Source organism: Amycolatopsis sp. M39, assembly GCF_001651785.1.
Lineage (GTDB): Bacteria > Actinomycetota > Actinomycetes > Mycobacteriales > Pseudonocardiaceae > Amycolatopsis > Amycolatopsis rubida.
On the sequence record NZ_LWSF01000002.1, the window covers coordinates 615,819 to 641,795 of the forward strand.

26 protein-coding genes are annotated in these 25,977 nt (G+C 66.7%); 16 read left to right on the plus strand and 10 right to left on the minus strand.

The genetic code is table 11. The features are described 5' to 3' along the window. The first annotated feature begins 6 nt into the window (after positions 1-6). The 9 genes from A4R44_RS07665 (at position 7) to A4R44_RS07705 (ending at position 8,353) form a co-directional block, all read left to right on the plus strand. Positions 7-1,317 (plus strand): dihydrolipoamide acetyltransferase family protein, encoded by a 1,311-nt coding sequence (locus A4R44_RS07665; protein WP_067577650.1) that lies wholly within the window; start codon positions 7-9, stop codon positions 1,315-1,317. A 108-nt stretch (positions 1,318-1,425) separates the two neighbouring features. After that, positions 1,426-1,998, plus strand: a complete 573-nt coding sequence (locus A4R44_RS07670; protein WP_067577652.1) for a TetR/AcrR family transcriptional regulator — start codon at positions 1,426-1,428, stop codon at positions 1,996-1,998. 20 nt (positions 1,999-2,018) lie between these two features. Then, positions 2,019-3,953 (plus strand): ABC transporter ATP-binding protein, encoded by a 1,935-nt coding sequence (locus A4R44_RS07675; protein ID WP_095213250.1) that lies wholly within the window; start codon positions 2,019-2,021, stop codon positions 3,951-3,953. A gap of 10 nt (positions 3,954-3,963) precedes the next feature. Beyond that, entirely contained in the window at positions 3,964-4,569 is a 606-nt protein-coding gene (locus tag A4R44_RS07680) for an ATP-binding cassette domain-containing protein (RefSeq protein ID WP_095213226.1), read from the plus strand. Beyond that, a complete protein-coding gene (locus tag A4R44_RS07685; RefSeq protein ID WP_067577654.1) occupies positions 4,566-5,750 on the plus strand; it encodes a hypothetical protein in 1,185 nt (394 codons plus the stop codon). Before A4R44_RS07680 ends, A4R44_RS07685 begins: the two co-directional genes overlap by 4 nt. 16 nt (positions 5,751-5,766) lie before the next feature. After that, entirely contained in the window at positions 5,767-6,264 is a 498-nt protein-coding gene (locus A4R44_RS07690; protein ID WP_067577656.1) for a DNA topology modulation protein FlaR, read from the plus strand. A gap of 54 nt (positions 6,265-6,318) precedes the next feature. Continuing rightward, positions 6,319-6,786: an FxsA family protein gene (locus A4R44_RS07695; RefSeq protein ID WP_067577658.1), complete on the plus strand. Its 468-nt coding sequence runs from the start codon at positions 6,319-6,321 to the stop codon at positions 6,784-6,786. 12 nt (positions 6,787-6,798) lie between these two features. Next, complete coding sequence (locus tag A4R44_RS07700; protein WP_095213227.1) at positions 6,799-7,227, plus strand: very short patch repair endonuclease; 429 nt, start codon at positions 6,799-6,801, stop codon at positions 7,225-7,227. 10 nt (positions 7,228-7,237) lie between these two features. Further along, positions 7,238-8,353, plus strand: a complete 1,116-nt coding sequence (locus tag A4R44_RS07705) for a DNA cytosine methyltransferase (RefSeq protein ID WP_067577660.1) — start codon at positions 7,238-7,240, stop codon at positions 8,351-8,353. Between the two features lie 99 nt (positions 8,354-8,452). On the opposite strand, the gene A4R44_RS07710 is transcribed toward A4R44_RS07705, so the two are convergent. Continuing rightward, the gene (locus A4R44_RS07710; RefSeq protein WP_067577662.1) at positions 8,453-8,905 is read right to left on the minus strand and encodes a very short patch repair endonuclease; all 453 of its coding nucleotides are present in this window, start codon (positions 8,903-8,905) and stop codon (positions 8,453-8,455) included. 86 nt (positions 8,906-8,991) lie between these two features. Between A4R44_RS07710 and A4R44_RS07715 the strand changes: the two genes are divergently transcribed. Then, positions 8,992-10,266, plus strand: a complete 1,275-nt coding sequence (locus tag A4R44_RS07715) for a DNA cytosine methyltransferase (protein ID WP_067577664.1) — start codon at positions 8,992-8,994, stop codon at positions 10,264-10,266. A gap of 20 nt (positions 10,267-10,286) precedes the next feature. Here A4R44_RS07715 and A4R44_RS07720 read toward each other — a convergent pair whose 3' ends face one another. From A4R44_RS07720 to A4R44_RS07735, 4 genes are read right to left on the minus strand one after another with little or no spacing between them, the layout of a single operon-like run. Continuing rightward, a complete protein-coding gene (locus tag A4R44_RS07720; protein ID WP_067577666.1) occupies positions 10,287-11,246 on the minus strand; it encodes a NaeI family type II restriction endonuclease in 960 nt (319 codons plus the stop codon). A gap of 59 nt (positions 11,247-11,305) precedes the next feature. Next, positions 11,306-13,132 (minus strand): DEAD/DEAH box helicase, encoded by a 1,827-nt coding sequence (locus A4R44_RS07725; protein ID WP_067577668.1) that lies wholly within the window; start codon positions 13,130-13,132, stop codon positions 11,306-11,308. Then, complete coding sequence (locus A4R44_RS07730) at positions 13,133-14,551, minus strand: transcriptional regulator (RefSeq protein WP_232791524.1); 1,419 nt, start codon at positions 14,549-14,551, stop codon at positions 13,133-13,135. 46 nt (positions 14,552-14,597) lie between these two features. Beyond that, a complete protein-coding gene (locus tag A4R44_RS07735) occupies positions 14,598-15,242 on the minus strand; it encodes a hypothetical protein (protein ID WP_067577673.1) in 645 nt (214 codons plus the stop codon). A gap of 730 nt (positions 15,243-15,972) precedes the next feature. On the opposite strand from A4R44_RS07735, the gene A4R44_RS07740 reads away from it, so the two are divergent. Beyond that, entirely contained in the window at positions 15,973-16,590 is a 618-nt protein-coding gene (locus tag A4R44_RS07740; RefSeq protein ID WP_067577675.1) for a hypothetical protein, read from the plus strand. Positions 16,591-17,148: 558 nt separating this feature from the next. On the opposite strand, the gene A4R44_RS07745 is transcribed toward A4R44_RS07740, so the two are convergent. After that, positions 17,149-17,727 carry an SCP2 sterol-binding domain-containing protein gene (locus A4R44_RS07745; RefSeq protein ID WP_067577677.1) on the minus strand — a complete coding sequence of 193 codons (579 nt, stop codon included), beginning with the start codon at positions 17,725-17,727 and terminating at the stop codon, positions 17,149-17,151. Positions 17,728-17,757: 30 nt separating this feature from the next. Continuing rightward, positions 17,758-18,402 (minus strand): SCP2 sterol-binding domain-containing protein, encoded by a 645-nt coding sequence (locus A4R44_RS07750; RefSeq protein ID WP_067577679.1) that lies wholly within the window; start codon positions 18,400-18,402, stop codon positions 17,758-17,760. Positions 18,403-18,523: 121 nt separating this feature from the next. Here A4R44_RS07750 and A4R44_RS07755 point away from each other — a divergent pair, with 121 nt between their 5' ends. After that, positions 18,524-19,183: a TetR/AcrR family transcriptional regulator gene (locus A4R44_RS07755; RefSeq protein ID WP_067577681.1), complete on the plus strand. Its 660-nt coding sequence runs from the start codon at positions 18,524-18,526 to the stop codon at positions 19,181-19,183. Here the strand turns inward: A4R44_RS07755 and A4R44_RS07760 are convergent. Both A4R44_RS07760 and A4R44_RS07765 read right to left on the minus strand, forming a co-directional pair. Further along, positions 19,172-20,008, minus strand: coding sequence for a MaoC/PaaZ C-terminal domain-containing protein (locus tag A4R44_RS07760; protein ID WP_067577684.1), 837 nt, complete (start codon positions 20,006-20,008; stop codon positions 19,172-19,174). The two genes, A4R44_RS07755 and A4R44_RS07760, sit on opposite strands and share 12 nt — an antisense overlap. 3 nt (positions 20,009-20,011) lie before the next feature. Beyond that, positions 20,012-21,346 carry a 3-oxoacyl-ACP reductase gene (locus A4R44_RS07765; protein ID WP_067577686.1) on the minus strand — a complete coding sequence of 445 codons (1,335 nt, stop codon included), beginning with the start codon at positions 21,344-21,346 and terminating at the stop codon, positions 20,012-20,014. A 95-nt stretch (positions 21,347-21,441) separates the two neighbouring features. On the opposite strand from A4R44_RS07765, the gene A4R44_RS07770 reads away from it, so the two are divergent. Beyond that, on the plus strand, positions 21,442-22,731 hold the full coding sequence (locus tag A4R44_RS07770) for an acetyl-CoA C-acetyltransferase (RefSeq protein WP_067577688.1): 1,290 nt from the start codon (positions 21,442-21,444) through the stop codon (positions 22,729-22,731). 54 nt (positions 22,732-22,785) lie between these two features. Here the strand turns inward: A4R44_RS07770 and A4R44_RS07775 are convergent, their stop codons facing one another. Further along, positions 22,786-23,292, minus strand: coding sequence for a DoxX family protein (locus tag A4R44_RS07775; protein WP_009085133.1), 507 nt, complete (start codon positions 23,290-23,292; stop codon positions 22,786-22,788). A gap of 185 nt (positions 23,293-23,477) precedes the next feature. Between A4R44_RS07775 and A4R44_RS07780 the strand changes: the two genes are divergently transcribed. From A4R44_RS07780 to A4R44_RS48865, 3 genes are all read left to right on the plus strand, one after another. After that, positions 23,478-24,236, plus strand: coding sequence for a MerR family transcriptional regulator (locus A4R44_RS07780; protein WP_067577690.1), 759 nt, complete (start codon positions 23,478-23,480; stop codon positions 24,234-24,236). 130 nt (positions 24,237-24,366) lie between these two features. Further along, positions 24,367-25,557, plus strand: coding sequence for an ATP-binding protein (locus A4R44_RS07785; RefSeq protein ID WP_067577692.1), 1,191 nt, complete (start codon positions 24,367-24,369; stop codon positions 25,555-25,557). A 256-nt stretch (positions 25,558-25,813) separates the two neighbouring features. Further along, positions 25,814-25,963: a hypothetical protein gene (locus A4R44_RS48865; RefSeq protein WP_162836041.1), complete on the plus strand. Its 150-nt coding sequence runs from the start codon at positions 25,814-25,816 to the stop codon at positions 25,961-25,963. The last annotated feature ends 14 nt before the right edge of the window (positions 25,964-25,977 follow it).

A 25,977-nucleotide genomic window follows, 5' to 3' on the forward strand; every position in this document is an offset into this window, starting at 1 on the left:
GCAGAAATGCCCGAGTACAAACAATTCCCCTTGTCGGACACGGCGGAGGGGCTCACCGAGGCCGACATCCTCGCCTGGCGCGTCAAGCCGGGCGACACGGTCACGGTCAACCAGATCGTGGTCGAGGTCGAGACCGCGAAGGCCGCGGTCGAGCTGCCGATCCCGTGGGCCGGTGTGGTCACCGAGCTGCACGTGGAGCCGGGGCAGACGGTCGAGGTCGGGACCACGATCCTGACCATGGACGTGGATCCGGACGGGAAAGCCGCGCCCGCCGCGGCTGAGCCCGCTCCGGCCGCTCCGGCCGAGGAGGAGATGAAGCCGCTGGTCGGCTACGGCTCCAAGGCGGCCGGGACGACCCGGCGGGCGCGTAAGGGAGCCACCCCGGCTCCTGCCGCGGCTCCGGCTCCGGCTGCGCCGGTGGCCGAAACCCCGCGCGGCGGTTACGTCCCGCTGGCCAAGCCGCCGGTCCGCAAGCTGGCCAAGGACCTCGGCGTCGACCTGCACTCGCTCACCGGCAGCGCGGACGGCGGCGTGATCACCCGCGACGACGTGCACCGCGCGGCCAACGGTTCGGCCGCTCCCGCAGTGTCCACTGTGGAGAATGGCTACGACCCGGCCACCCGCGAACGGCGCGTGCCGATCAAGGGTGTCCGCAAGGCGACCGCGGCCGCGATGGTGCAGAGCGCGTACACCGCTCCGCACGTCACGGAGTTCCTCACCATCGACGTCACGCCGATGATGGAACTGCGCGAGAAGCTCAAGAAGTCGCGTGAGTTCAACGGCGTCAAGCTCACTCCGCTGGCGTTCGCGGCGAAGGCGGTGTGCCTCGCGGCGAAGCGCACGCCGGATGTCAACGCGGTGTGGGACGAGGCCGCGCAGGAGATCGTCTACCAGGACTACGTGCACCTCGGCATCGCGGCGGCCACCCCACGCGGTCTGGTGGTGCCGAAGATCCGGGACGCGGATTCCTTGTCGCTCAAGGAACTCGCGGTCGCGCTCACCGAACTGACCGACGTCGCGCGCGAGGGCAAGACGACGCCGGCGGCGATGCTGGGCGGCACGTTCACGATCACCAACGTCGGCGTGTTCGGCGTCGACACCGGCACGCCCATCATCAACCCGGGCGAGTCGGCGATCCTGGCGGTCGGGGCGATCCGCGACACCCCGTGGGTGGTCGACGGCGAGATCAAGGTGCGCAAGGTGATGCAGCTGTCGCTGAGCTTCGACCACCGGGTGGTCGACGGGCAGCAGGGGTCGGAGTTCCTCGCCGACGTCGGTGCGCTGCTGGCGGATCCGGCGGTCGCGATCACGTACTGAGCCGAGGGGCCGTGCCCGCGGGCGCGGCCCCTCGCTGTGCCCAGTTGACGGAGTGAGCACTCACTCCGTAACTTGGAGCGCATGGAAACGAGAAAGCGAGCACCGGGCATGGCGCCGGACGACCGGCGGCGGATGATCGTGCGCGCGGTGCTTCCGCTGGTCGTCGAGCACGGCCGCGGGGTCACGACCGCGCAGATCGCCCGCGCCGCGGGGATCGGCGAGGGCACCATTTTCCGGGTTTTCCAGGACAAGGACGAACTGTTCGACGCGTGCGTGGAAGCCGCGCTCGATCCGGCGGAGGCACTGGAGATGATCGGGGAGATCCCGGCCGAGCTGCCGTTGGAGAAGCGACTGGCGGAGGCCGCCGAGGCGATGAACGCGCACCTCCAGCGAATGGGCGCGGTGATGGCCGCGACAATGAGAGGGCGGCCGCGCGCGTCGGCGGAGGAGGCGCGCAACCGCAAGTCGGTGACCGGGGACAGCCGCCGCGAGTCGCTCGAAGCGATGCAGCGCGCGGTGCGGGAACTGTTCGTCCCGGACTCCGCCCGGCTGCGACTGCCGGTCGACAAGGCCGCTTCGCTGTTCCTGGCGCTGCTGTTCACGCAATCCCGTCAGATGCCCGGTTCCCCGACTACTGACGAGGTCATCGACGTCTTCCTGCACGGTTCGGTGCTGGCGTGATCCCCGGCGGTGGGGGCGGGATCGAGCTGGCCCTCGGCCGCCGCGGTCGCCGCCGGATGGCGCAATCCGTGCCGGACAGCGGGCTCACCGGACCGGTCGACATCCCGGAACCGGAACAACCGGAACAACCGAAAGGCCTGCGGGCGCGGCTGTCCCGGATGCGCACTTCGGTGGCAGGCACCGTCCGCGGCCTGCCGAAGGTCGCGAAGCTGACCTGGCAGGCCAGTCCGACGCTGACAATCCTGCTCGTGGTGGTCACGATGGCCTCCGGACTGCTGCCGACGGTCACCGCGTACATCGCGAAAATCCTGCTGGACTCGGTGGTCGCGGCGATCCAGCAGCGCGGGTCGACCGCGGACATCGTGCGCATCACGCTGTTCCAGTTCGGCGTGCTGGCGGCGACCGCGATCAGCAGCGCGATCACCACGATCGCGCAATCCCTGCTGCAGGAACGGATGACGCTCTCCATCCGGCACCAGGTCATGCAGCACGCGAGCGACCTGCACCTGGCGTACTTCGAGGGTTCGACCTCCTACGACATGCTGCGCCAAGCCGCGCAGGAAGCGCCGACGCGTCCGTTGTCGATGATGACCTCGGCACTCGGCCTGATCCGGACGATGATCACTTTCGCCAGCATGATCGCGTTGCTGGTGTCGATCAGTCCGCTGCTCGCACTGGTCGCCTTGCTGGCCCCGATTCCGGCGTTCATCTCGCAGTCGAAGTACGGTTCGCGGGCGTTCTGGCTCACGTTCATGATGTCGCCGATCAAACGGCGGATGGACTATCTGTCCTCTTTGGTCACCACGGACACGTATGCCAAGGAGACCAAGCTGTTCGGCCTCGGCCCGTACTTCGTGGACCGGTTCCGGAAGCTCGGCGTGGTGGCTTACGAACGGCAACGGAAGCTGACGGTGAAGCGGAATGTCAGCTCGACGTCGTGGGGATTGCTGAGCACCCTGGTCGGCTCGGGGATCGCGTTGTACATCGCGTTGGAAGCGGTCGGCGGCAGGCTCACGCTGGGCGATCTGGCGCTGTACACCGCCGCCGCGACGTCCGTGCAAACCTCGGTGACCGGGTTGTTCACCGCGTTTTCCGGGATGTACGAGAACAATCTCTATCTGGACACGCTGTACAGATTCCTCGACACCAAACCGGAGATCACCGCACCGGCGAAACCCCGGCCACTTCCGTCCACTGTGGAAGGACACATCCAGTTCGAGTCGGTGAGCTTCAGTTACCCAGGCGCGGACGAACCGGCATTGCACGGGGTGAGTTTCGAGATCCGTCCCGGCGAAACCGTCGCGGTCGTGGGCCGCAACGGCGCGGGCAAGTCGACGCTGTTCAAGCTGTTGTGTCGGCTCTATGACCCGACGGCGGGCCGGATCCTGTTGGACGGCGTGGACATCCGCGAGTACGACCCGGTCGCATTGCGTACCAGGATCAGCGCGATGTTCCAGGATTACGTGACCTACCAGGGAACCGCGGCGGAGAACATCGGCCTCGGCGACCTGAACCGGCTCACCGATCGCGAGCACATCGAGGACTCCGCCCGCCGCGCCGGAGCCGACGAGCGCATCGCCCGGCTGCCGACGGGGTACGACAGCCCGCTCGGCCGGTGGTTCGACCAGGGCGTGTCGCTCTCCGGCGGGGAATGGCAGAAAATCGCGCTGGCCAGGGCTTTCCAGCGCGAGGCCCCGATCCTGATCCTGGACGAGCCGACCTCGGCGCTGGACGCGCAAGCCGAGCACGACCTGTTCGACCGGCTGCACACGTTGTCGCGCGGGCGGACGACGCTGTACATCTCGCACCGGTTCTCGACAGTCCGCCAAGCCGAGCGAATTCTGCTGCTGGACCACGGGAAGGTCGCGGAATACGGCACGCACGAAGCGCTGATGGCGGCCGATGCCGGGTACGCGGAATTGTTCACGCTGCAAGCGGAGGCGTACTTGAAGTGACTATCTTGGGGTGATCAGCCGAGGGGGTTTCGTGCTCATCACCACTCAAGAACTGGGAGTCACCGCGGGCGAGACAGCGCTGTTCAGCGGTCTCGACCTGGCCGTCGACGCCGGCGAATGCCTGGTCGTCCGCGGTGCCAACGGAGCGGGCAAATCGACGTTGCTGCGTTGTCTCTACGGGAATCAGGAGCCGACGTCCGGTTCCGTATCCGTCTGCGGCGGGCCGCCGGACGAGCGGTCCGCCGCTTTCCGCCGCCGGGTTTCCGTGCTTTTCGACGATTCGGCGCTCTTCGACGAACTCACCCCGCGCCAGCATCTCGATCTGCTGCGCAATTCCTTCGGCGGCGAGCTGGCCGAAGGCCCGGTCCCGGCTCCCGATGTGCCCGCGGCGGAACTGTCCGCCGGACAACGCCGTCGCCTCCTGCTGCACGCCGCGGTCGCGCGTCCGCACGAGGTGCTGCTGCTGGACGAACCGGAACGCGCCCTGGACGCCGACGGCCGAGCCTGGCTGTCCACCCTGGTCACCACCAGCACGCAACGCGGCGCTGCGGTCGTCGTGGCGAGCCATCACCCGCCGCTCGCGGACGAGGTCGCGGACTACGTGGTGGACCTGTGAAACGGCCGGACCTGGTCCTGGCGCTGGTCATCGCGGTCGGGCTGCTGGGGTCGCCGTTCTACAACACCGAACTGGTGCGGAGCCAACTGATCGGCGGTGCCCCGGTGGGCGCGCTCGGCAGCGTGCTCGTGCTGTGCACCGGCCTGGCGCTGGCGTGGCGCGCGACCTTGCGCCGCGGCTATCTGTGGGCCCATCCGGCGACGCTGACCTGGGACGATTTCGACGGTCAGCGCCCTGTCGTGCTCACCCGACGGCTCGTACTGGACTGGGCCGCCCGGTTCGCGGTCGCCGCGTATTTCTTCGCCGTTTCCGGGATGCTGATCGGTTTCCCCAGCTCACTCGTCGGCCCGATCGCGCTTTTCGTAGTCGTCGCCGCGCTGGCCTTGACGATGGGCCGCCGCCGTTCGTTCCCGGGCGAATCCCTTCTCCCGCTTACCCTGGCGCTGCCGCTGATCGTTCCACTGTGGACATACGTGGTCGCGGCCGGCCTCGCGTCGGTCGCTTTGGCCCGGTCTTCTTCCGTGCCGCACACGGCTTCTCGCGACACCTTGATCCGGCACTACGCCGAACGCATGGTGCGCCGGACGTCCGCTGCCTTCCTCGACGTCTGGGCGCTTCTCCCGGCCGGACGCCCTGTGCCGTGGCGCAACGCGCTGGCCGGGCGCTTCATCGTCACCCGGTATGTCGTCACGGGGACTCTCGCACGCCGGTCCGCGCTCGGCCTGCCGGCCTTCCTGGCACTCGCGGTAGTCGCGACCCACGCGACCTTCCCCGCCGTGACGTCAGTGTGGCTGCTCGGCGTCGGCGGCTATCTGGCGCTGCTACCGTTCACCGCGCCGGTCGCGCAGCTGCATCGAGTGCCCGGACTGCGCCGCTGGCTAGACGCGTCGAACCTGCGCCTGCATGCCGTGACCTGCGCTTTTCTCTGTCTGCTCGCCGTGATCTGGGCGGGTGTCGTCCTGCTGCTTGGCATCCCGGCTTCAGTCAGCGCGGTCGTGGCCGTCCTGATCGCCGCGCTGTCCGCGGTACGTTCGGTGACCCGCGGCCCGCTGGACTTCAGCTCGATGGGGATGGTGCTGTACGAGGGCGTCCTCATCCCCGCCGGCCTGGTGCGGCAACTCGTCCGGGGCCCGGATCTCCTGGTGCTCGGATTAATTGCCGCGAGTTTCCTCCCGATCTAGTTCTAGGCTGCCCGCCATGGGGCGACGCATCATGGTCACCGGGTGCTCCGGGGCCGGAAAATCCACCCTGGCCAGGCATATCGGCGCAGCCCTCGACATCCCGGTCACGCACCTGGACCGGCTCCACTGGCGTCCCGGCTGGGTCGAGGCCCCGCGCGAGGAGTTCCGCGCCGCCGTCGCCGAGGCCGCGAGCACGGACAGCTGGGTGATCGACGGCAACTACAGCAGGACCTTCGACCTGCGCCTGCCGTTCGCCGACACCGTCGTGCTGCTGGACGCGTCGCGCTACACCTGCCTGTACCGCGTCGTGCGCCGGCAACTGCGCGAATGGGGCCAGGAAACGCAGGCTCCCGGATGCGTGTCGAAGATCGACGCCGAACTGGTCCAGTGGATCTGGAAGTGGCCGACCCGCCGCCCGCTGATGCTGCGGCGGATCGCCGCCGAAGCCCCGTCCGCGCGGCAGGTGCTGCTGCGCTCGCCACGCGAGGTGGCCGCGTTCCTGAATACCCTCTGACCTGGGCTTTTTCGCACCCGGGAGCAAATCACGGCACTCGTTCGTTCACTGGGTATGGCTGTCGTGTTCCTGCTCTACGTCATCGCTGAAGTCGCCGCCATCTGGGCGGTCGGCTCGGTCGTCGGTGTGCTCGGCACGATCGCTCTGCTGATCGCGGGCGCGTTCGTGGGCTCGTGGCTGGCCCGCCGCGAGGGCGGCAAGGCGATGCGCGCGTTCATGGCGACCGCGCAGTCCGGCCGCAACCCGGAGAAAGAGCTGACCGACGGCATGCTCGTCGCGCTCGGCGGCGTGCTGATCATGATCCCCGGCTTCGTCAGCGACGTGCTGGGCCTGCTGTTTCTGCTGCCCCCGACCCGTTCGATCGCCCGGCGGTTGTGGCTGCGCCGCGCGGAGAAGCGCGCCATCCGGTACGCCAACCAGCGCCGCGGCCCGGTGATGGTGGTGGACAGCGAGGTCGTCGAGGAGGAACCGCGGCCGGCGAAGAATCACCCGGTGATCGAAGGCCGGATCGTCGAAGGCTGAGCCTTTGCCACAATGACTCCCGTGGAGCGGCTGGAAACGACTTCCGCGGTGAGCGCCCGCATGAGCAAACAGAAGTCCCGCAACACCGGGATCGAAATGGCGCTGCGCAAGATCCTGCACGCCGCCGGGTACCGCTATCGAGTGCACCGCCGTCCGGTGAAAGGCGTCCGCCGCGAGGCTGACCTGGTGTTCGGCCCCTCCCGGGTAGCGGTTTTCGTGGACGGCTGCTTCTGGCACGGCTGCCCGGAACACGGCACGTGGCCGAAGAACAATGCCGATTACTGGCGGACCAAGATCGAAACCAACCGCCGCCGGGACGCGAATACCGACGCGGTGCTGCTCGAAGCGGGCTGGCTGCCGGTGCGCATCTGGGAACACGAGGCGACCGAGGTCGCCGCGTCGCGGGTGATCGAGACCGTGAAGGAACGCCGGCGCCATTAATGTTGGCGCCATGCCTCTACCGGGTCAGCCCACCGCCGCGGAGTTTTTCGCCGGCATCGGTCTCGTGCGCCTAGGCCTCGAACCGGCCGGCTTCGACGTCGCGTGGTCCAACGACATCGAGCCGGCGAAGCAGGCCATGTACGAGGCGCACTTCAACGACCGGGGCGCGCACGAGTACGTACTAGGCGATGTCGCCGCCCTCCGCGGCACCGATCTGCCCGCCGGCCTCAGCCTGGCGTGGGCGTCCTTCCCCTGCACAGACCTTTCGCTGGCCGGCTGGCGCCGCGGCCTGGCGGGCTCGCACTCGTCGACGTTCTGGGAATTCACCCGCATCCTCGACGAACTGGGCCAAGACCGTCCGCCGGTAGTCGCGCTGGAAAACGTCGTCGGCCTAGCGACCAGCCACGGCGGCGACGACCTCCGCGCGGCGATCAGCGAACTCAACCGCCTCGGCTACTCCGCCGATGTCTTGACCCTGGACGCCCGGCGGTTCGTCCCGCAGTCCCGGCCTAGGTTGTTCATCGTCGGCGCGCAAAACCCGCCCTCGGACTCGCCTGCCCCGTCGCCGCTACGCCCTCCTTGGCTCGCGCTCGACCCTTCCCTGCGGACACATCGCGCCTCCTTGCCCACACCGCCACCGCTGCTGGTCACCGGCCTGTCCGCCGCCGTCGAACGCCTCTCCGCCGATGATGAACGTTGGTGGACCGCGCCCCGTGCCGACGCGTTCATCGGATCGCTGTCGCCGCTCCAGCTGGAACGACTGACGCAGCTCCAGGCAGGGAAGAAACTGGTCTACCGGACGGCCTACCGGCGCACCCGGAACGGAAAACCAGTGTGGGAAGTCCGGCCGGACGACATCTCCGGCTGCCTGCGCACTGCCCGCGGCGGGTCGTCCAAACAGGCCGTCGTGCAAGCTGGCCGTGGCTCAGTGCGGGTCCGGTGGATGACGCCCCGCGAGTACGCCCGGCTGATGGGAGCGGGGAAGTACGCGCTGGATGGACTACGGAACAACCAAGCCTTGTTCGGCTTCGGGGACGCGGTGTGCGTGCCGGTGGTGCGGTGGCTGTCGGAGAACTACCTGATGCCGTTGGCTCGTGGGGAAATGAGCCTCGAAGCCGCGGGCTAGTCCGCCCCAGCCACTCTTTTGTGCAGCTAGACGGCGCGCCGAGCGCACTTCTCAGGGATTTTGTCGGTCCTTCGCACTACTGTCGAACACGTGTTCCAGCTAGCTCATCGCATCAGTGACCGCGGCCACTGCCTCCGGCAGCGGCACGTGTTCCCAGATGCGGACCACGTTCCACCCGGCTTCGCGCAACGCTCCGGTCACCAGCTCGTCCCTGTCCATGTTGCGCCGCAACTTCGGCGTCCAGTACCACTCGTTGCTCGTCGGCTGCCTGCCATGTTCGGGACACACATGCCAGAAACAGCCGTCCACGAAGACCGCGATCTTGCGCGCCGTGAAGACGATGTCCGGCCGCACCCGGACACCTCCGTCGAGCACCAGGGGAAGATCTTTCCGGTAACGGTAACCAAGCCGATGCAGTTCCTTGCGGAGCGTCACTTCGGGCTTGGTGTCGGTACGACGGTTCGCGCGCATGTTCCTCGAGCGGCCTTCGCTGGCAGGAGCGGGGTAGAGCCCCTCGGCATGCGCTTTGTCTCGAGCATCGCTGCCTGCCATCGGCACCCCTTCTCGCAGGCTTCAAGCCATGAGGAAAGATACCGCTTCGCGCCCAAGCATCTCGCGCGAGCCTTCGGGAGGTTACTGTGAGTGAGGCCTTCGAGGTCATCGAGATCTGTGCTGGCGCCGGCGGGCAGGCGCTAGGTCTGCACGAGGCCGGTTTCACTCACCGGCTCGCGATCGAGCTCGACGAAAACGCGTGCACCACCCTGAAAGCCAATCTGCCGTCCGACGTTGTCGCCCAGGGCGACGTTGCCGATCCCGCCGTCTGGAAGCCAGTCCAGCACGGGCCGAAGTCTGGTCGCCCAGAGCTCGCGCTGCTGGCCGGTGGGGTCCCTTGCCCGCCGTTCACCATCGCCGGCAAGCAATTGGGCGCGAACGATGAGCGTGACCTGTTCGCTTGGGCGGTAGAGCAGGTCAACGTCATCCGGCCGCGCGCGGTGATGCTCGAGAACGTCCGGGGACTGAGCATGCCGCGCTTCGCGGGCTACCGGCAGCACGTGCTGGACCAGCTCGCCAGCTTCGACTATGTCGCCGAGTGGCGGCTCCTTCACGCATCCGGCTTCGGCGTACCGCAACTCCGTCCGCGTTTCGTGCTGGTCGCGCTGCAGAAGGAGTACGCGGGTTACTTCTCCTGGCCAGAAGAGTCGGAGCACGAAATCACCGTTGCCGACGCCATCGGAGACCTGATGGGCAAACATGGCTGGGAGGGGCTCGAAGGCTGGAAGAAGAAGGCCAGCAAGATCGCGCCCACCATCGTCGGCGGCTCCAAGAAACACGGCGGAGCAGACCTTGGACCGACCCGTGCGAAGCGCGCATGGGCCGAGCTCGGGGTCGATGCGATGGGCCTAGCTAACGACGCGCCGAAACCAGGCGACACATTCGAAGGCAAGCCTGGCCCCAAACTGACGAACGAGATGGTCGCCCGCATCCAAGGCTGGGCAGGCCGGTTCGGAGACTGGGAATTCACCGGGCGGAAGACCTCGAACTACCGGCAGATCGGCAATGCATTCCCGCCGCCCATGGCATTCGCTGTGGGGAAAGCCATCATGAACGCCCTGCAGAAGCAGGGGGAAGCTAGCGACCGGCAGGTTAACCAGGAACATGATCCGGTCTACCGGGTCCTGCGCGACGCCAAGGACTTCATTACCGCGGACAAACTGGTTAAGGAAGCCGAGCTTCAGCTGGGAATCCCGGAGCTGGAGAAGCGGATCAGCATGCTCAGCCAAGACTTCGAGGTACTGCAGAGGGAACACAAGAGTACCGTCGAGTACAAGCTAGCCGGGTTCAAGGCATTCGTCGGCCAGGACGATCACATCCGCCACGAGGCGTTCCAGAAGAACCGGACCAAGATCAGCTGAACCCTGATCTGCGGCCGGTGTCAGACTCGCGGCAGATCAGGCGCGGGCTTCGTGATCTGATCGGCCGGAGAAGCGACCACCCACTCCTCACCGTCTAGCACCACAGAAGGACCGAGGTCGCCGGCGGTCTTCGGCCGCAGCCGCGCGCTGACGAACTCCCCCTCGCCTGGCTCGGCTATGTTCAAATTCCTCGCGATACTCACGTGCTTGGCGTAGTCGCCAAGAATCACAATTCCCGCACTTTTCAGAAAGCTGCGCGCGCCGCCATTGCCCCGAACGCGCTTCATGTAGTCATACTGCATGGCTACCGTGGCGACGACGTTACGAGACACTCGCTTTCCTACCGCCAGGCGAAACAGCGCATTGACCCTTTGCTGCCCGGACGACGAGCCAAAGACCTCGTTAATCTCCGCCTCGGTGAGCCGCAGCAGCATGTTCTCTTTCAACGGGGCGTCGCGGAAGAGCCACCGAATCTGCCCCTTTCCGTACGTGTTGAGAGTGCTCTTGCCGTCCCGGTTCTGCGCAATCCGCAGATGTTCCGGCTTGGCCCGGACCAGCCCTGCGCACCACCGGGACTCCTGGTCGCTGGCCCACACCACCAGAAGCAGGTGGTCGCGGGCTTCCGGGGGAATCATCCAGGCACCGTTCCGCTGCGAGAATTTGCAGTCGACGTCGACGCCGCCAATCGCGTAGTCCATCGACTCGCCGCCGGCAAAGTCGAACTCTCGCTGGATGTTGATCTCAATCAGCGTGCCGGCGTGCGTCTTCTCCGTCTTGTGCAGCTGGTCCCAGCGGTAGCGGCCAGTGTTCTGGCCATCAAGCAGCATGTCGATGCTCCGGCGAATCGCGCCCGCGAACCGCTTTCCATCCGGGTCCGCTTTACGGAGAACCGCGGCGACCTCGTCGAGCTGGGGATCCAGATCCTGGTTCGCAGGCTCGCTCCACAACCCTGCTTGGCCATCCTGCCCGTCGTCCACCATGCGAACGACATTAGTTCGCCCCGCGCGCGGCTCGCAGCGATTTCGCCGAAGTTCCGGGCTCACGCCTTGCGTGCCGCGATGTGCAGCATCAGCGCCTCGGCGTCTGCTGAATCCATGCCGGCCACCGCTGCCGGTTCATCGTCCGGGTCCCCGAGTTGCTGAACAGCGGAGTCGTCGAGGATCCGGCCCATGAAGTCAAGCTTCTCGTTGAGCCGCAACGCAACGACCTCGTCGATTGTTTCGCGCGCGGTGAGAATGGTGACGTTGGTTTCCGCGTCCGGCGCGAGACCGAGGCGATGGATCCGATCCAAGCTCTGCAGGAAGCGCCCCGCTTGGAAGTCCCGGTCGACGTAGACCGCGTCATGGCAGACCTGGTGCAAGCTGATCCCCTCGCCGAGCGTCGCTGGGTTGGAGATCAGCACCTGACAAGCCGGATCGGTCCGGAAACGATCGATCTGCTCCTGACGGTCCGGCGTGCCACCGTGCACCACCGCGGGGGAGAAGTCAGCGAGCAAGCTCTCCAGGGTGGTAATACTGCGCACGAAGCTGGCCCAGACAAGGGTCTTCCGCCCTTGCGCCGCGTTGCCGGCCACGATCGCGAGCGCTTCCTGGTACTTCGGCGGTATCTCGTACTCGCCCAATGAACCGAGCAACTCGAACAGTGGGTTGTCCGGCGACACCTCCAGCGGAGGGACCTGCAAAGATATCGGCTCATAGCGAGAAGCCCCTTGAGCGAGCAGGGCGGGGCTCGTCGCAGCCATGATCATGCGAAGGACAGTCCTCCCCAGCGAGTCGAAGTCCGACCGGCTCCGTTCCGCGCGCGCGGACACGAACTGTCCCAGAAGCGCGTCGTAGATCTCCCGATGCAGAGGAGGCATGTCGACCGTACGAACCCGGAGGCTGACCGGCGGAAGCCCCAGTTCTTGTTTCGTCGTACGGGTATACATCGGTTTCAGCACGCGACTGGCGTAGTCCAGATTGCCGCCTTCCACAGCTTGGCTCACCACCCGCCGGCCACGACCTGGCCAGACGAAAGCGAGCAAGCTCTCCAGGTCTCGGGCCCCGTTCGGGGCCGGCGTACCGGTCAGGATCAGCCGGGCTTTGCTCAACGGAGCAAGCGACATGCAGGCCATGCCGTAAACGCCGGCCGTACCCAGCTTCATCCGATGCGCCTCGTCAAGGATCATCAGTGCGGGACCCGCGTCCAGCCAATCCGCCAGGATTTCGAGCGAACGGCCAAGCCGCTCGTAGTTGACGATCAGCAAGTCAGCGGCACGAAAACCGGCTCGTCCCAGGAACTGCACGGTAAATCCGTCGCCGAAGCACTCCTGGCTCTCGTCCACCCAAGCCTCGTACGCGGACTTCGGGCTGACTACCAGTACCCGGTCGACCTGCCTTTGTTCCCGCAGTGCCGAAAACACCCCGAGCGCGACCCGGGTCTTGCCGGCCCCGGGAACGCTGAAGTTCGCTCCGTGCCCCAACGAGAGAAGCTTGGCGATGTCACGACGTTGGAACTCGGTGAGGTCCGCCGTCCACCCAGTGCCGAGGATCGCGGGGACGTCCTCCGGGGAAACCTGGCCGCCCTCCAGATCCCCGGCCAGAATCTGTTCCGACCGTTCCGCGTCCTGAAGCAGTCCCAAAGCTCGGATGCGAAAATCCTCTTCCCAGACGACGGTCGCCGGTTCAGGCCAGCTGGCTAGTTCTTCAAGACCGGACAGAAATTCGTCGATCGGCACCTGGGCGGCCAGCCGGTCCACCATCCGGCCGCCGGGAAACCGCGCCATCAAGCTGGCAAGCGACTCCCGGTAAGGCGCTTGCGCGCGGAGTTCCGCACGCGTCCTCGTCTGGTCAAAGGCCAGCACCAGGCTGGGCGATGCCCCGGCCACTCAGGAACCAGACTCCAGCATCACGTGACGCAGCCATTCAACGCCGTCACCAGGTTCTTTGACCGTGCGCGTCCCTTCAACCGCCAGTCGCCGAAGGACCTTCTTCAACTTCAGCAGCGCATCGTCGAATGCCTCTTCATCGAGTGACCGGTCAGCACGCGACATCACCAGATCCGTCACGCACTGCTGCAGCTGGTCGGTCGCGGCGACGACCCGGTCGGAAACTTTCCGCTTCTTCTTCGTCAGCGTCTGATCGCTGCCGGCCAGCTTGATCGCGTTCTCCATTACGCTGCGAGCCTCGGTCCAGGCAGCAGACTGTCCATCGGGAGTAGCTGACTTCTCGGCCGCCGCGCGAAGCACCTTGTCGGTGAAAGCCCTGGCCGTCGCCGCCTGTCCAGATCCGGACTTCACTGACCTGCCCAAACCGGGAATCGCGACTTCAGCCGACTCGTTCTCCGGGATGAAGCCATCCGGCAGCTTCGGGGAAAGGTAACGGTCCAGGAAGTCCGGCTCGATGAACCGGACGTCGGTTTTGGAGAAGCCGAGAGCGATCGCCGCGAGGCGCGCTTCCTTCACTACCTCGGCGTCGTCGGGTCCGACGGACTTGGCCTTCTGATACTTCCGCGCCAGCTCACGCAGCTTCTCCTGGTCATTCTCGAACGCGATCAGCGGGATGCGCTTCCCACCGACCTCGCTGCGTTCGATCATGGACTTGATCGCGGAGAAGACCCACCAGTCCTGCTCGCAGGCCGGCACCGTGCTGCGGAACGTCTGCGCGATCGCGGCCATCGGGATGCCCTGGCTGACCAGTTCGTCAATAGCCAGCAACCGGTTGATGTACGAGTAGTCGCGGCGGTGTTCCTTCCTCAGCTGAAGGGAAAGCTCAACGTCTCGTACGTCGGACCAGTCGCACGATGCCGGGAGTACGGCGACCCGCATCGGTGCTTCGGGCCCGTAGAGCTCGATCAACGCAGCGCGGCGAGTGTTCCCGTTGACGAGCACTCCGTCAACGGTCGTCAGCCCGGGTTCAGACTGTCCATACTCCGCCAGGCTTTCCTTCAGGTCCGTGAAAGCCACGTCGATCTGCGTCGGGTCGGCAGGAAGGACCTTGAGCAGCTTGTCCAGGTACTGCTGGCTTTCGACGGACCAGGGGTCTTCGTCGACCAGCGCGTCAAGCCGCGGGTCGTGGCTGCGCTGAGCCCGGACACGGTGGGTCGCCGGGTTGTAGCAGAGGTCGCCTACCTTGACCTCGACGACGTCCAGGTGAGCGGGCTTGCCACGCCAGTCGACAGTCTGGGTTTCCCGAGGGCCGGCTGCTTCGGTAACCTCCTTGAGCCGTCGCTCGATGAGGTGCCGGACCTCGTCGGCTCGAGGCGGCTGCCCATAGTCTTTGATCATCACCACTCCTGCGCCGGCCACGGGCTTCCCAACAGAAACGATATCCCGGCCCCAGCCCGGGCACGCCTCAGTCCAAGCCAATCGCGCTCCGGACGCTGCCGCGTGCCTCGGCCGGCAGCGCGCGATAGTTGGCCCACACGCGCTCCACCTCCCGAAAGTCCCGTTCGCCAGCGTCGATCCAGCTTGCCAGGAGCTGCTGGTCCGCATCGCTCAAGCTCTTCGCCCGGGTTGCCACCCCCACGGCGTCCGCGACGAGCTTGTTCCCCCCCAGCCGGCACCTGCGGCACTCGGCTACAAGCTGCACCGCCAGCCCACCGTCCGGAACCCGGACCTTGCGGCGCGCGATGTCGAGCTGCGCGCCTTCGCCGGTGTCTTCATGCAAGTCACCGGGGGTGATCCCGCAGGAACGGCACATGTTGTCATCATGCGCGATGATCTCCCGGCGGCGCGTCGCGCCGATCGCCGGCGCATGAGCAGGCCTGGACGTCACCCCCTTCTCCCACACCGGCTGACCCTGCTCCACGAAGCGCTGTTCCCGGGCGGCCAGAGTGACGTCCTCCCGGTTCGTGTCGATGCGCCAGCCAAAACTCCGGAGATCCCGCATTCGCCGGTCAATCTGCGAGACGCCGGGAAACGTGTCGCGCAGTTCCGCCTTGGTGAACTTGTTCCCTTCGCCAACCTCAGAAACAAGCCACAGGGCAACCCTCTTCATGGTGCCCAGACTTCCATCTCGCCAAGAAAGCGGCATCTCGCCTCCGTCACATATCGCCCCAGCTTCAAACCCTTCTCAGCCGATATATACCAGGAGCCACTGCGCCTGTCTGCAGTCGCCGACAAACTGCAATTATTGCAGAACTTCGGTTATTGCAATTGACAATCGATTGCAATAAGAATTAATTCCACCAGGCGGACAACTGGTTCCACCTGATGAAATCGAAGGGGGACTCGAGAGTCAAAGTCGACTTGTCGACTCAAAAATCAGTGATCGCTGAGCGGCTGCGTACACAGCGAAGAGCGCGTACACAGTCGACGCTCCGTACGCGAGAACCGCTGCCGCTTCGCACGCGAAGACTGCTACGCTCACTGAGAATCGCGGTCGCAAAAAGCAGGCAAGCAGGACAAGAGCAAGCAGGACAAGAGCAAGCAGGACAAGAGCAAGCAGGGCAAGGGGAGGTCGCGGCAACCGAGCCGACCGTCGAACAGGATGACACCCAGGGCCAAACTTGTTGCAAGGCAACAAGTTCTGTTGATGGAGTTCTGTTGATGCTGCGCACCATTGCAGGCCAGCACCTACGTCAACGACGACTCGCCTCATTTATTCCTGACTCAATTCGCCCGACGTACTGCAGCCATAAAGGAGTTCATGAAACATGCCAGCCTTGGGACAAGTCGGGAGACGGCTTGGGTGTCCGCCGACTCCCGAAGCAGTCGCGTTCACTGCCATGCTCAAGAAGCTGTACTGCCTCCTGCCGAAACAGAGCATGATGTGCAACGCCGCCCGTCTGCACGTATCGCAGCCAGCGCTTTCCCAGTACCTCAGCTTGACAAGGATCCCGCCTGCGACCTTCCTCAAGGCGATCCATCTCGAAGCTGCGGCCAGAACCGCCGAGGACGAACTACCGGGCCGCTTGGACGAACTTATCGAGCTGCGCCACGCAGCCAAAGAGAGCATTCTTCGCGCGCGCAGGCACGACTTGACAGCGGAGAAAGTTGTGGTGCACACGCCAAGCGACCACAAAACGGCAGGAAAAAAGGACCGGCGCAACGGCAAGTCCCACTGGTTCGACCGGCGCAACGGGAAACGCGTCGCGCCGCCCGAGCTGGACGGCGACGCGCAGGAATACGCGGACCCTGCCACCAGCGGCGCGCATCTCAAGGCCGACGGAGAGGAACCCCCGTCGGCAGTCGCCGCACCCGCGTCTGCCGTCGCCGAAATGGTCTCGGCCGCCATCGCATCCCTGCCCGGGAAGGACTGCGCGGACGCGCGCGCACTGCTCGAACAGGCCGAACTCCTACTACGGAGAGTAGTTGAAGTTGAACTTCAACTACTGGCTTACTGAGCGACGATCAACATTAGGAGCGTATTGAATACTTACAGTTATCGACTCTCTGTCAGCATCCTCACCTCCCGCGCACGCCGGTCAGCATGCGCGAGGGAGCCACCTTGCGACGTTCAGGCAGAAAGGCGGCGTTCAGGAAGACAGCAAGACAGCGTTGACAAGACAGGGCCGACAAGACAGCGCCGACAAAGCAGAGCCGACAAGACAGGGCTGACCGAGTGCCGGGAAGCGATCGGCCAGCCCCATCCCTTCGAACACGACCAAACACCTACGAAAGGCCATGTCCGTGGTCAATAGTAAGCGTGACCTGCGCCGTAAGCGGCCCAGCAGGGGAATCATCACTCCGTCCGGCAGTCGCTGGAAGCGGAAGATCGCTCATACCAGCGTAACTATTCGCCGACACGGGAAGCATGTCCGGAAGGCGGCCGGCAGTCCCTGGCTCAAGATCATGATCTTCTTCTTGAGGCTGCTGTCGCTGATCGTCCGTCTGACCCACTGGCATTGGTGACTGACTCAGCCCGCGGGCCGGCGTGAACGACCTTCACGCCGGCCCGCGGGCTAGTCCGCCCCAGTCGGCTTAGGAATGTCGAAATACCCCGACAACCGCACCGCCGGCGCGTACTCTCCCTTGACCTTCACCTTCCCCGTCACGAACATCGCCGCCACCGCGGCGTTCCCGGTCGCCATCCGGATGAAGTCCTCCACCGCCACCGTGATCGTCGTGTCCGGGGTGCGGGTCAGGTCGGTGCTCGACACGCACAGGCCGTCCTCGATGACCGTTTGGTAGCGGTCGAAGTCGTCTCCGGCGGGGAAGCGCCAGGAGACCACGACGTCCACGTGCCGGGCTCGGTCCGGGCGGAAGTGTTCCGACATCCGGCGGAAGATCTCGTCCAGGAAGACCGCGCGCAGTTCGTCGTGGTCGGCGATGCCTTTCAGCTGCTCCCGCGAAGCCGCCGCGACGACATCCACCAAGGACTGGGTCGTCAGCGAGCCGATGTCGATGCCGGCTCCGGCCGTGCCGAGCATGTGCAGGGTCTCCAGGACCTGCACGAACTGCTCCGGGGTCAGTTTGCCCACCTCAAGGGTGCGGGCGAAACCGTTGACCGCGTGCTCACCGGGTGAGTGCGCGGCACGCATGCGCGAGCGCCAGCGGGACACCGGAGCGGCTCAGGCCGGTCGGGGGAGGTCGAAGTGGCCGACCAGCCCGGCCGCGAAGGCCAGGTCGCCCTTGACCTTCAGTTTTCCGGTGACGAACAGGACCGCGGGCGTTGTCTGGTGGGTGATGATGCGGAAGAAGTCCACGGGCGAAAGCGTAATCGTCACGCGGGGTTTCTCGCGCATTTCGCGGGAAACCGTGCAGGTTCCGCCGGAAAGCACAGTCTCGTAGCGGTCGTAGCCGCCGTCGCCGGTGCCGCCGGACAGCCGCCAGTGCACCACCGCGCGCAGCGATTTCGCACGGATGTGCGCTCCCATGCGCGCGAAGATCTCGTCGAGCACCCGCTCGCGCAGCGGACGTTCGGCGACCACGGCTTCCAGCTGTGCCCGCGACGCCCGCGCGACCAGCGTGGCGAACTTCGTCGGGTCGACCTTGTCCAGCGAGAACGCCGGCACCTGCTCCGACAGCCGCATCAGCGTCGCCAGCAGCCGGTTCATGTCGGAGCGGCCCAGCTCTCGGGGATCGATGGCGTCCGCGACCGCGTTGACGTCGAGCGCGCTCGCGTCGACGGCTTCGGTGCGGTCCAGCGCGTCCAGCAGCGCGACCCCGCGCAGGCCAGCCAGGTCAGAGCTGGTCGCCTCCGGGTTGTCGGCCATCTTCCACCCCTTCCGGAACTTTCCGCCGTAAGGCTACCGGTGAGTAGGTAGCGCGGCAAGCAACGCCGCCGACCTGGGGACGGGTACCGTCCGTGCCAGCGAGAGGGAGGAAACAACCACCGTGTCCGACGAAGATCAGCGCCCACCCGAGCGAGCGAGACGGCTCCCGAGGGCGGTCCGTGAACGCCAGATCCTGGACGCCGCGGTGCGGGTGTTCTCCCAGCACGGCTACCACTCGGCGTCGATGGACGAGATCTCCGAGGTCGCGGGCGTCTCCAAGCCGATGATCTACACCTACCTCGGCTCGAAGGAAGACCTCTTCGGCAAGAGCATCCAGCGTGAGGCGACCCGCCTGCTGGAAGCCATCCAGGCCGGCGTTCAGCCCGATCTGCCGCCGGACATGCAGCTGTGGCACGGCCTGCGGTCCTTTTACCGCTTCGTCGCCGAATACCGCGAGTCCTGGACGGTGCTGCACCGCCAGGCGTTGACCGTCGGCGGCGGGTTCGCGGCGGAGATCACCGCGATGCGCACGCGCGCGATCGAACTGGTCGCGGCGCTCGTGGTGGCCGCGGGCACCCGCAAGGGCCTCGGCGAGCAGACGGAGTTCTCCGGGCCCGGCCTGGCCGCGGCGCTGGTCGGCGCGGCGGAATCGCTGGCCGACTGGGCACTGGACCACCCGGAGATCTCCGACGGCGTGCTCGCGTCCTGGCTGATGAACCTGGTGTGGCTCGGGTTCAACGACCTCGTCGAGGGGCAGGTCTGGAAGCCCTCAGCGGGCTGAGATCACCCCGTCCAGGTGCGGTTTCGGCTTCCGGGCGTGCCACAGCTCGAACGCCCACCCGTCGTCGGTCTGCCACGTCGTGAAGGCCGCGCGGCCGGGCAGCAGCACCGGCTGCTTGAACCGCACCGCGACGCTGTACGCGTCCGGCAGCCTGCCCTCGAAGGACGCCAGCGCGTGCGCCTTCGTCCACATGCCGTGCGCGATCGCCTTCGGGAAGCCGAACAGGCGCGCGGTCAGCGGGTGCAGATGGATCGGGTTGCGGTCGCCGGAAACCTCGGCGTAGCGGCGGCCGATGTCTCCCGGGACCTGCCACAACGCGGACGGTTTCGGGGGCGTCAGCTGGGTCTTCGGAGCAGAGCCAGAACCCGAGCCGGTGCGGCGGAGGTAAGTCGACACCTCGCTCCACACGGTGTCCGTGCCGGAGCGGACCTCGCTCACCATGTCGAACTGGCTGCCCTTTTCGTGCGGGCGCAGGTTTTCCGCGCGCACGCTTACCCGGAACTTCTCGCCAAGCAACAAGGGACGGTGCTGCGTGATCCGGTTCTCGACGTGCACCAAGCCCAGCAGCGGGAACGGGAAACCCGGTTCGGTCATCAACGCCATCTGCAGCCCGAAGACCAGCATGTGCGGATACGTCGCGGGCAGCTCGTCCGAGAAGCGGAATCCGCAGACTTGGTTGTAGGCCGCGACATGTGCCGGGTCCACGACGACCTCCGGACGCACCAGCTCGGTGTTCGGGAGAGTCGAGCCGCCGCCGCGACGTAGCAGGGCTTTCGGGTACAGCGTCGCCAGGCTTGGCGCGCTCGTCACTTCACGGACGGCCATCCCTCACGCCCCCAGCAGCGCCTGGCCGCAGACGCGGACCAGGTTCCCGTTGACCGCGGCCGACGCCGGGTTGGCGTACCAGGCAATGGTTTCCGCGACATCCACCGGCAGCCCGCCCTGGCCGAGGCTCGACAGCCGCCGTCCGGCCTCGCGGATGAACAGCGGCACCGCGGCGGTCATCTTGGTCTCGATGAACCCGGGCGCGACCGCGTTGATCGTGCCGCCGTACTCCGCGAGCTGCGGCGCGCCGACGTTCACCATCCCGATCACGCCCGCCTTCGACGTCGCGTAGTTCGTCTGGCCGACGTTGCCCGCGATGCCCGCGATCGACGAAACCCCGATGACCCGGCCGTTTTCACGCAGGATCTTGTCGCCGAGAAGCTTGTCGTTCACCGCGAGCTGCGCGGCGAGGTTCACCGAGATCACCGAATCCCAGCCGCCCTCGGTCAGGTTGCCGAGCGTCTTGTCGCGGGTGATGCCGGCGTTGTGCACCACGATGTCCACGCCGCCGTGGCGCTCAGTCAGATACTCGGCGAGCTTGGCGGGCGCGTCGGCGGCGGTGATGTCCAGCTGCAGCGCCGAACCGCCGATCCGATTGGCCACAGTGGACAGATCGCCGCCCTGCGCCGGAATGTCCAGCGCGACCACGTGCGCGCCGTCGCGGGCGAGGGTTTCGGCAATCGCCTCGCCGATGCCCCGCGACGCACCGGTCACCAGCGCGACCTTGCCGTCCAGCGGCTTTTCCCAGTTCTCCGGCGTGGGCGCGGTCTTCGCGTGCGTGCCGACGCGGATGACCTGGCCGTCCACGAACGCCGACTTCGCCGACAGCAGAAACCGCAGCGTCGACTCTGCCGCGTCCTCCGCTCCTTCGGCTACGTACACCAGCTGCGCCGTCGCGCCGCGCTTGAGTTCCTTGCCGACCGAACGGACGAACCCTTCCAGCGCGCGCTGCGCGATCCGCTCGCGCCCCTCGGCCTGCTCCGGCGGCGTGCCGAGCACGACCACCCGGCCGGATGAACCGACCTTGCGGATCACCGGGTGGAAGAACCGGTAGACCGCACGCAGCTGGCCCGGATCCTTCACGCCGGTGGCGTCGAAAACCAGCGCCGCGTGCCGGTCGGCGGGCGCGCTGATCACCTCGATGCCCGCCTCGGCCAGCTGCGCCCGGACGGTCTTCTCCAGCCGTCCGCCCGGCGCGGCCCCGAGAAGTGCGGGACCCTCAAGTGCGGGCTGGCCGGGACGGTACCGGCGCAACGTCGCGGGGTTGGGCAGGCCGAGCTTCGGCACCACGAATTTCCCCAGCGGGGTCTTCGTGAACTGCTGGTACCTGTCCGCCATCACGTGCCTCCCGTGCAGTCTGCGTCACGTCGCAGTCTAACCTACTCGCTAGTAGGTTACAGTGTGAAAGGCACGACTCCAGAGAGGTGGACGGCATGGCGACCAGGAAAACCCCGGCGGTGCGCAAGGTCGCGATCGTCGGCGGGAACCGGATCCCCTTCGCGCGGTCGAACGGCCCGTACTCCCGGGCCTCGAACCAGGACATGTTCACCGCCGCGCTGGACGGTCTGGTCAGCCGGTTTTCGCTGCAGGGCGAGGTGATCGGCGAGGTCGCCGCCGGTGCGGTGCTCAAGCACTCCAAGGACTTCAACCTTGCCCGCGAAAGCGTGCTGGGCAGCAAGCTCTCGCCCGCGACGCCGGCCTCGGACGTGCAGATGGCGTGCGGCACCGGATTGCAGGCAGTCATCAACGTCGCCCACAAGATCGCGCTCGGGGAAATCGATTCGGCGATCGCGGGCGGCGTGGACACCACGAGTGACGCGCCGCTGGCGGTGAACGCCAACCTGCGCCAGATCCTCGTGCAGCTCAACGCGGCGAAGACGCTCGCCGACCGGCTCAAGCTGGTCGCGAAGATCCGCCCGGGCCACATCGTGCCGGAGATCCCGCGCAACGCCGAACCGCGCACCGGGCTGTCGATGGGGGAGCACGCCGCGCTCACCGCGCAGGTCTGGGACGTCACCCGCGAGGCGCAGGACGAACTGGCCGCGACCAGCCACCGCAACCTCGCCGCCGCCTACGACCGCGGCTTCTTCGACGACCTGGTCACGCCGTACCTCAAGCTCGCCCGAGACCAGAACCTCCGTCCGGACTCCTCGGCCGAAAAGCTGGCCAAGCTCAAGCCGGTCTACGGCGGACCGGACGGGACCATGACTGCGGGCAACTCGACGCCGCTCACCGACGGCGCGTCGACCGTTCTGCTCGCGACTGAGCAATGGGCGAAGGCACACAACCTGCCGGTGCTGGCGTATCTGACGTTCAGCCAGACCGCCGCCGTCGATTACGTGCACGGCGACGAGGGCCTGCTGATGGCACCCGCGTACGCGGTGCCGCGGATGCTTGAGCGCGCCGGATTGACGTTGCAGGACTTCGACTTCTACGAGATCCACGAGGCGTTCGCCTCGCAGGTGCTCGCCACGCTCAAGGCGTGGGAGGACCCGGCGTTCGCCAAGGAGAAGCTCGGCCTCGACGCGCCGCTCGGCTCGATCGACCGCGCCAAGCTGAACGTGAACGGGTCCTCGCTGGCGGCCGGACACCCGTTCGCCGCGACCGGCGGCCGGATCGTCGCGACGCTCGCGAAACTGCTGAACGAGAAGGGTTCCGGACGCGGCCTGATCTCCATTTGCGCGGCAGGCGGCCAGGGCGTCACCGCGATCCTGGAGAAGTAAGCGCACGACGAAGGCCGCCGCCCGAGCACTCGGGTGGCGGCCTTTTCCGTGTGCTCAGTCGGTGAGCGACTTCTCCGCGCGCTTGGCCAGCTTGTCGGCGCGCTTGCCCGCTTTCTTCGCCGCGCGCCGGGCCCGCCAGCCCAGCGACGGCTTACCCGCCGTGTCGCTGGCGGCCAGCAGCAGCCCGCCGGCCAGCGACGCGTTCTTGAAGAACTGGATCTGCTGGGCCTGCTTCTCGCCCGGATCGGACAGCTGCCAGAACCGGTGCGCGGCCAGCGTCGTCGGTACCAGCGAGCCGAGCAGCGCCACCGCCGCCAGCCGCGGAGCCTTGCCGCTCGCCAGCGCGAGCCCGGCCCCGATCTTGACCGCCGCGTCGATCCGCACCAGCGTGGCCGGATCGCGCGGAACCTGGTCCGGAACCAGGCCCTCGACCTTGTCGAAGGTCTCGGTGAGGAACGGCTCGGCCGCCTTCGCGTGGCCTTGGGTGTCACGCAGGGCACCGATGCCGCCCAGCACGAAAATCGACGCGAGCAGTGGACGTGCCACCCGGCGCAGTATCACGGTCTCGCCTCTCTGATCTGGAATCCCTGGAGAAGAACCTACAACCGGGATTGCCCGCCACGCTCCTCGTCGAACCGACCTAGTGATACCTAGGCAAATATTGCTCTTTTCCTAGATCACTCTAGACAGTTCTAGCGGACCTCGGCCTTGACCTTGACGCTGCGTCAACCTCTACCGTCGAAGCCGTGGTCAGGACGGAATGGTCGATCCAGGACATCGCCCGATTCGCGGGCACGACGAGCCGGACCCTGCGGCATTACGACGCCGTCGGGCTCCTGCCGCCGACGCGGATCGGCAGCAACGGTTACCGCTACTACGACGAGAACTCGCTCGTCCGGTTGCAGCGGATCCTGCTGCTGCGCGAACTGGGCCTGGGCCTGCCCGCGATCGCCGAGGTGCTCGACGGCCAATCCGACGGCGTCGCGGCCCTCGAAACGCACCTGGCGCTGCTGGAGCGCGAGCGGCAGCGAATCGGGCGGCAGATCGAGTCCGTGCGGACCACATTGCGGAAACTGAAGGGAGGTGAACGACTGATGGCAGAGGAAATGTTCGACGGCTTCGACCACACCCAGCACCAGGAGGAGGTCACCCGGCGCTGGGGAGCCGAGGCTTACCGCAAAGGCGACCAGTGGTGGAGTTCGCTGCCGGCGGCCGGGAAGAAGGCCCACCAGCGGGAGCAGGTCGACATCGGCGTCGCGTTCGGAGCCGCTCGCGACGCTGGTCGCGACGCCGGTTCGGCCGAAACGCAGGCTGTCACCGCGCGGCTGCACGAGTGGCTGAAGCCCACCGGGATCGAGATTTCGAAGGGCTACTTCGCCGGTCTCGGACAGCTGTATGTCGACGACCCGCGGTACGGCGCGTACGACGAGAAGCACGGCCCCGGCAAGGCCGAGTACATCCGCGACGCGATGAAGATCTACGCGGAGCGGAACCTGACGGACTAACGCTCCGTCAGAAGGTGCGCTGGGGGTAAGGATGGACGGGGCTGCAGACCCGGCCATCCTTCGGCGACACGCACTAGTTGTATATCCCTGAATATCGGGCCCGCGCTAGATACCTCGATACGGTGACAGAGTGGACCCCATCCGCAACCCCTTCGCGCCCGGCGCCGGGCAGCGGCCGCCCGAGCTGGCCGGGCGGGAAAGGGAGCTGAAGGCGTTCGAGGTCGTCCTTGAACGCGTCGCTCGCGGACGGCCGGAGCGCAGCCTCGTGCTGACCGGCCTGCGCGGGGTCGGCAAGACGGTGCTGCTGGGGGAGCTGCGGTCGATGGCCGTCCGGCACCGATGGGGTGCGGGAAAAATCGAAGCGCGGCCGGACGCGGAACTGCGGCGGCCGCTGTCAGCCGCGTTGCACCGGGCGATCCGCGACCTCGCCGTGCGGCATCGCGCGCCGGACCGGGTCGAGGAAGTGCTCGGGGTGCTGAAGGCGTTCGCGCTCAAGGCGAACAAGCCGGACGCGAAGCTGCGCGACCGCTGGCAGCCCGGCATCGACGTGCCCGCCGCGCAGGGCCGGGCGGATTCCGGCGACATCGAAATCGACCTGGTCGAGCTGTTCACCGACGTCGCCGAGCTGGCCGCGGACGTCGGCACCGGCGTCGCGCTGCTGATCGACGAGATCCAGGATGTGCAGCCGGACGACGTCTCGGCGCTGTGCGCGGCTTGCCACGAGCTGTCGCAGTCCGGCGCGCCGCTGGTCGTGGTCGCGGCGGGGTTGCCGCATGTGCCCGCGGTGCTGTCGGCGTCGAAGTCGTACTCCGAGCGGCTCTTCCGTTACTCGCGCATCGACCGGCTCAGCCGCGAGGACGCCGACTACGCGGTGCTGGCTCCGATCGAACGCGAGGACGCCGGGATCGAACCGGAGGCGCTCGACGCGCTCTTCGACGCGTCCGGCGGTTATCCGTATTTCATCCAGGCCTACGGCAAGGCCGCCTGGGACGCCGCGCCCGCCGACCCGATCACGGTCAAGGACGTGCAGGTCGCCGCACCCGAGGCGGAGTCCGAGCTGGCGGTCGGGTTCTTCGGGTCGCGCTACGAACGCGCGACGCCCGCCGAACGCGAGTACCTGCTCGCGATGGCCGAGCTGACCCAAGGCCGCGACGAGGCAGCCGGCACCGCCGATGTGGCCGTCTACCTGGGGCGCAAGCCGTCGTCGCTGTCGCCGGCGCGCGACAGTCTCATGAAGAAAGGCCTGGTCTACTCCGCCGAACGCGGGCAGATCGCCTTCACCGTGCCGCATTTCGGGCACTACCTGCTCGGCCGCGACTGAGCGGGTCCTCCCTTCGCTACCGGTCTATGCGGCCGCCTAGACAGTTCTAGTGATTTTCCTAGATATCCGTAGAGGCTGTTAGCGCGTTAGCAGTTTGTGACTGCCAACACCTGATCTGTCCGGCGACCATCAGGATAGCGCCGATGATTCTTCGGCAAGTGCCCCATGTCACCGTAGATTCGTTGGCTTCCTTGTGAAAAAAGGTGCATACTAGAGACACAGCCACCGAAGACCTCTGAAGGGGATGCAGAAGACCATGAGCAACATCGCCGCCAAGCTCCGTGCCCGTCGCGCCGAGGCTCGCACTCGCCGGGCGCTGAACCGGGCGATCGACACCGCGGCCACCTCGACGGTCCGGCAGGAGCTCATCGCCCTCGCCCAGGCGCGTCAGCCGTTCATGCGCTGACCTGCACAAACAAC